Raw genomic sequence first — 4,886 nt, 5'->3', positions numbered from 1 at the left:
TCAGCCCCGTCGCCTACGAGCAGCGCCAATCAGCTACCCTGACACTCGCCGCATAACCACACAAACCCGTGTCCACCATCCGGGGTGAAGCCCCCGGTGTCCTGGAAGTCCGTGGCGGCCCGGTCCCGCATCTGGGCGAGCGAGATCGGCTCCGCATGCCCGTCGGCCAACCAGGCCGGGGCGGTGATCAGCTCGCGGCGGTGGACCGCGATCCCGTGGGCCGCCTCGGGCAGGTACCGGTCCTGAACGCGCACGACCGCGCCCCCGGACGTGTAGTACGCGGTGCCGTCCTCAGTGATCGACAGGCGCTCGTGCCAGTACCGCTGCGCCGTGCGGGCCAGGGCCAACATGCCGTTGCCGTTGCACAACGAATTGAGGGAGCGCCACTGGACGCCGTCCCAGCGCTGACGGCGGTAGAGCGCATAGAAAGTGGTGGAGTCGTAGTTCTCGGCGGTGATGAGCGTTCCGGGCATCTCGGGGATCACGGCGTGCCTTCCCGATCGCGGATGGATGCGGTTCGAGGGGCCGGGCGGCGGGGCCACCGCCGCCCGGCGATCAGTCAGTTCAGCGGGTGAGGCGGTCGGTCAGCTCGACGAGCCGGTCCGCTTCGGCGCGGATCAGCTCGCGAGTGCGGTCCAGCGCTTTGGCCTGGCGCTCCTCGTCCGCCCACAGACGCTCCAGCCGCCGCTTGCGCCGCTCGGCCTGCTCACGCGGCGACAGCTCCGGGAGCGGCGTGGGGCGCGCGTGGCCGGGGCAGTCACCGGCTGCGTGGCGCTGGCGCATCGTCTTGCGTGCGTTGACGGGGTGCTGGTCGCACGCGGGGTCGGCTTCCTCCTGGATGACCAGCCCGCATGCGGCCTTGGGGCACGGACACGGGTCCTCCAGGTAGGTGCCGCTCCAGGAGCGCCCGACGTGGCGCACCAGCGGGACCGGGGCCGGCTGGAGGGCGGGGCAGTACTCCACGCGGTGCCACTCGCCCGCGATCGGGGAACGGGCCGACCCGTGCCAGGAGCACGCCTCGTCGGCCTGCTCCGCGATGGCTCCGCCGCACGCACCGCGCGCACAGGTGCAGTCAGGGAAGTTGTAGAGGGCGTGGGTCTCGGTCGGCGGCTCGGTGTGGACGACAGCAGACATCGGCGGGCTCCTGGGGGTGGAGGCAGAGCGGCGGGAGCTCTGCGCGGGTGCGGTTCGAGGGCCGGGCGGCGGGGCCAACCGCCGCCCGGCGGGGTGTCTCAGCTCTCGTGCGGCTGCATGATCGTCAGAACGGGTTCGCGCTCGTCGCCGGGGCCGATCTGCGCGACCAACTCGACCGGGCGGGCAGTGTGCGACCGGCCATCACGCGGCACACGGTGCAGCTCCACCGTGGTCCGGATGCCGCCCCGAGCAGGGGAGATGGCGTAGCGGGTCATGAACAGCACGTCCCACAGTCGGCCGGTCTGGTCCTGGACCGTGCCCTGCCGCTCGTCGTCCTCCTCGGTCCAGGCCACACAGTCCGCCCACGCGGCGGCGGTCAGTGCGACCGGCACGGTCAGACCCGCCTCGCGGCACAGCGACGGCGTCGCCTCGACCAGCACACCGTCCGCCAGCGCCTGCGCCCGGCTGTACACGTCGATCACGGAGCCGAACAGGTCCCCGAGGCAGACCGTGTTCTCCTCCGGCTGCTCTTCCGCGCCCCAGACGGCGGCGTCCGGGCCGGTCTCCCACGCCTCGCGGGTGGCGGCCGGCTGCTGGGGAGTAGTGCGGTCGTTCATGGTTCCTCCTGCGTCGTGCGGTTCGAGTTCGCCGGGCGGGGGGCCAATCCCTTCCGACATGACCAACAATACAAGCATTGACATGCAACGCTGAGTGTTTTCGCACCCATCACCCGATCGGACCAGGGGTGTCGCCCACCCACGGGCCAATGGCGTTGCCTTCAGTCGGACTTAGCGGCGGTACTGTTTGTCGTGACAACCAGTGACCCTGCGCCGTGTGACGTAGCAGTAGTGACACGCGAGATCACAACGGCTGTGCATCTTCAGAACGAACTGAGGGCGGTGGCTCGTCGATCCGTCCCGCCCTTCTCGCATCGCCTGAGATGCTTCCAGGCGTCGCCACGATCTCAGCACCTTGAGGGCCGCCACGCGCCGGTCAACGTCGCGCCCCAGCACCGCCACGCAAACCACGAGGCCGTACAGCAGCATTGGCGGCAGAGCGGCTGCCAACGCCACCCACGGCTGGCCCCGAACCACCTCCACGGCCGACAGTCCCCAAATCCCTGTCTGTAACACCGATACCCGAACCTGACCGTTGTCTCTCACGCCAGGGATCGTAGACACGCACCGGCGAACCTGAGTCCCGACCAGACCCCCGTCACTTTCCGTAGCCGACATCAAAGTCAACGCCATTGACCCACGGGCGGGCGACACCCCTGCCATGACGCACCGTCAGTCAGCCGCCCGCCACGCCTCCCGACGCGCCAGCTCCAACAACCCCTGCCCCTGATCCGCCCGCCCCCGCTGCGCCCGATCAACGGCCTTCATCAGGTGGTCGACCGCCTCCACTGCGCAGCGTCGGCGGTAAGCCTCCAGTTCGGTGCAGATGCCGGGGCGCCGGGCGGCCTCGGCGCGCAGCGCGACCAGCGGACGCAGCGACTCGACGGACTCGGGCGACGGGGGCGCGGCCATCAGCCGGGCACGGCCACGGGGGACCGACGACTCCAGCGCGGCAGCCACCATGGCCACCGTCGGGGCGAACCACTTCAGGTACTGCTCACGGGCGTTCGTGTTGTGCGACATGGGCGGGGCCTTTCGTACGGTGCGTGCGGTTCGAGGGGTTGCCGGGCGGCGGGGCCAACCGCCGCCCGGCGGGGCGGAAATCGTCAGTCGATGGTGAGCGGAGCAGGCTCCAGCCATCCGGGGAAAGTGGCGATGTGACAGAGCCGCTCGAACGCCTCGTCAAACAGCGCCTCACCCTCCAGCCCCCGCAGCTCCGGGATGTACGCCTGGAACTCGCGGCCGGCATGGCCGTACGCCTGCGTCAGAGCCTCCAGGGCGCTCGCGGCGGTCTCCCGGCGGATCACGGGGCCGAGGCCCCCGTTCCCGTCGGTGAAGTCCAGCAGGACGGTCCAGCGGCTGCGCTCCGCTGCGCGTACGGCGCGGCGATGGGCGGACTTGGCGCGGATTCGGGGCATGGTGGCGATCACGGGGGCTCCAGAGCAGGTGTGCGGGTGGGTGGTTGGGTGCCGGATGGGGCCATGCGACCCCATCCGGCGAGGGGCGTCAGCTCGCCCCGGCGAGCTCCAGGAGGGAGAGCTGTACGAAGTCGGACGGCGGGGCCAGCCGCAGCACCGCGCCGCGCACCGTCGCAGCGGTGATGGTGCGCGGCAGATCGGACGCGACCACGCGGGAGTCCTTCACCTCGCGCCAGGCCGCGTACAGCACGCGGTCACGCTTCGCCTTCGCGTCGGCAAGGCTGGCACGCAGGGCCTGGAATTCGGCCTCCACGTCCAGAGCCTCAATCTTGAGATCGGTCGAGATCATCAGTGCTGCCCTTCGGTTCGTGCGGTTCGAGTTCACCGGGCGGGGGGCCAACCCCTTCCGACATGACCAACAATACATTGTTTGACGGTCTCGCGTGTGCAAATCCAGCACCTTGACCAGCACTTCACCCGATCGGATCAGTGCTGCGGTTGCCCGCCCAGCACCCCGCACCTCTTCGCTGCGGCACAGCTGTCAGCGCGACCCCATGGCGACGCCGTGCCGCGCCTCGACCACGGGTGACCGGGACGCTTAGAGGTACGGATAGGGGTACGGATAGCGATACGGACAGGGGTACGGACTGCGGGCGGTGACTCAAGGCGACACCCCATCAAAGGCGCAGCTCAGACGGCCTTTCCGGCTGTCGCCAACGCTGACAACCCCCTCTGTGAGCCCTCCCCCTGTACTTGTTTGGTGAGGAGTGGCGGGTCTGGGCGCACGTCGGAGCTTGCGACAGCGCTGCGCTGGGCTGGTGTGGGTGGGGTGGCGCCCGGCGATGCCGTGCGGTTCGGCGGGGCGCTGCGCGGCTTGCGGGTCCTGTGCGGGTGATCTCGTGTCAGGCTGGAATCGTCGACCCCAGCAGGTCTGCGGTGGCGCCTGCCCTGCTGGGGACGCCGTCCCGCATGGTGCTGGCGGAGTGTCATGTTGATGCGGTTTCGCGTCAGTTGGTGACGCCGGTGCGGCTGTTGGGTGTTTCAGTGGGCGCGTCAGCTTTCGCAATTAGATTGGGTCTGGCTGGGGTTGGTGCTGTCCAGTTATTCTGCGCACGAGTAGGGGAGTTCAGTTGGCTGGCCTGTGACTATCCGGCTGGCGTTGCCAGCTGCGCAGGTTGGTTGGGTATTGCGCAGCTTCACTGGTTGCTGGAACGAACCCGCAAAGCGCCAGGGAGGCATATCCTGAAAAATTCCTGATGCTACACAGTGCATCATTGGCATGTATCACCCCTGGGCCTGATTCAATCTTTCGGATACGAGTTCGCTGGAACTGCTTGCCGGGTGAGTTGACACTGTTCCCTGGCGGGATGGTCAAGCCGGTTTGCTGGTGCTCGTGATAGGGCGGAGCGTTAGCGGAGCCAGGCCCAGGCCCCCGGGGTCGATCTTGACGGTGTGTCGGCTGACTAGTCGTCCAACTCTGAGGGTGGCCCGGAATCCCTGACGCTACACAGTCCCCACAATGATGCACTCGTCCCCTAGTCGCGCAGTTGGGATTCCCGCTTGCGGGAATCCGGAAAGGCGCGCTTGCGCGCCTTCCCGCCTGTCTGGAATTCCGCTTGCGGAATTCGCATTTCCGCGCTTGCGCGGAAATGTGCCGGAGCGAAGCGGGAGGCGTTCACTTCCCAGCGCGTCAGCGCTGGGGTACCCGCTCCGCGGG

At 68.7% G+C, this 4,886-nt stretch carries 7 protein-coding genes; all 7 read right to left on the bottom strand.

What is annotated here, in order from left to right; genetic code table 11:
* Nucleotides 1-29: 29 nt before the first annotated feature.
* The gene (locus ABH925_RS37475; protein WP_370156084.1) at nucleotides 30-473 is read right to left on the bottom strand and encodes a hypothetical protein; all 444 of its coding nucleotides are present in this window, start codon (nucleotides 471-473) and stop codon (nucleotides 30-32) included.
* A gap of 91 nt (nucleotides 474-564) precedes the next feature.
* Nucleotides 565-1,134, bottom strand: coding sequence for a hypothetical protein (locus ABH925_RS37470; RefSeq protein WP_370156083.1), 570 nt, complete (start codon nucleotides 1,132-1,134; stop codon nucleotides 565-567).
* A 98-nt stretch (nucleotides 1,135-1,232) separates the two neighbouring features.
* Nucleotides 1,233-1,751 carry a DUF6573 family protein gene (locus ABH925_RS37465; RefSeq protein WP_370156081.1) on the bottom strand — a complete coding sequence of 173 codons (519 nt, stop codon included), beginning with the start codon at nucleotides 1,749-1,751 and terminating at the stop codon, nucleotides 1,233-1,235.
* Nucleotides 1,752-2,423: 672 nt separating this feature from the next.
* Nucleotides 2,424-2,774: a hypothetical protein gene (locus ABH925_RS37460; protein WP_370156079.1), complete on the bottom strand. Its 351-nt coding sequence runs from the start codon at nucleotides 2,772-2,774 to the stop codon at nucleotides 2,424-2,426.
* Between the two features lie 83 nt (nucleotides 2,775-2,857).
* Nucleotides 2,858-3,181, bottom strand: coding sequence for a hypothetical protein (locus ABH925_RS37455; protein ID WP_370156078.1), 324 nt, complete (start codon nucleotides 3,179-3,181; stop codon nucleotides 2,858-2,860).
* A gap of 76 nt (nucleotides 3,182-3,257) precedes the next feature.
* Nucleotides 3,258-3,518 carry a hypothetical protein gene (locus ABH925_RS37450; protein WP_370156076.1) on the bottom strand — a complete coding sequence of 87 codons (261 nt, stop codon included), beginning with the start codon at nucleotides 3,516-3,518 and terminating at the stop codon, nucleotides 3,258-3,260.
* A 1,186-nt stretch (nucleotides 3,519-4,704) separates the two neighbouring features.
* On the bottom strand, nucleotides 4,705-4,886 hold a 182-nt coding region (locus tag ABH925_RS37445), incomplete at its 5' end, for a hypothetical protein (protein ID WP_370156075.1).

Origin of the sequence: Streptacidiphilus sp. EB129, assembly GCF_041262645.1 — a bacterium.
Classification (GTDB): domain Bacteria; phylum Actinomycetota; class Actinomycetes; order Streptomycetales; family Streptomycetaceae; genus Streptacidiphilus.
Note: the sequence above shows the minus strand (reverse complement) of the source record. Positions and strands in the feature narration are given on the sequence as shown.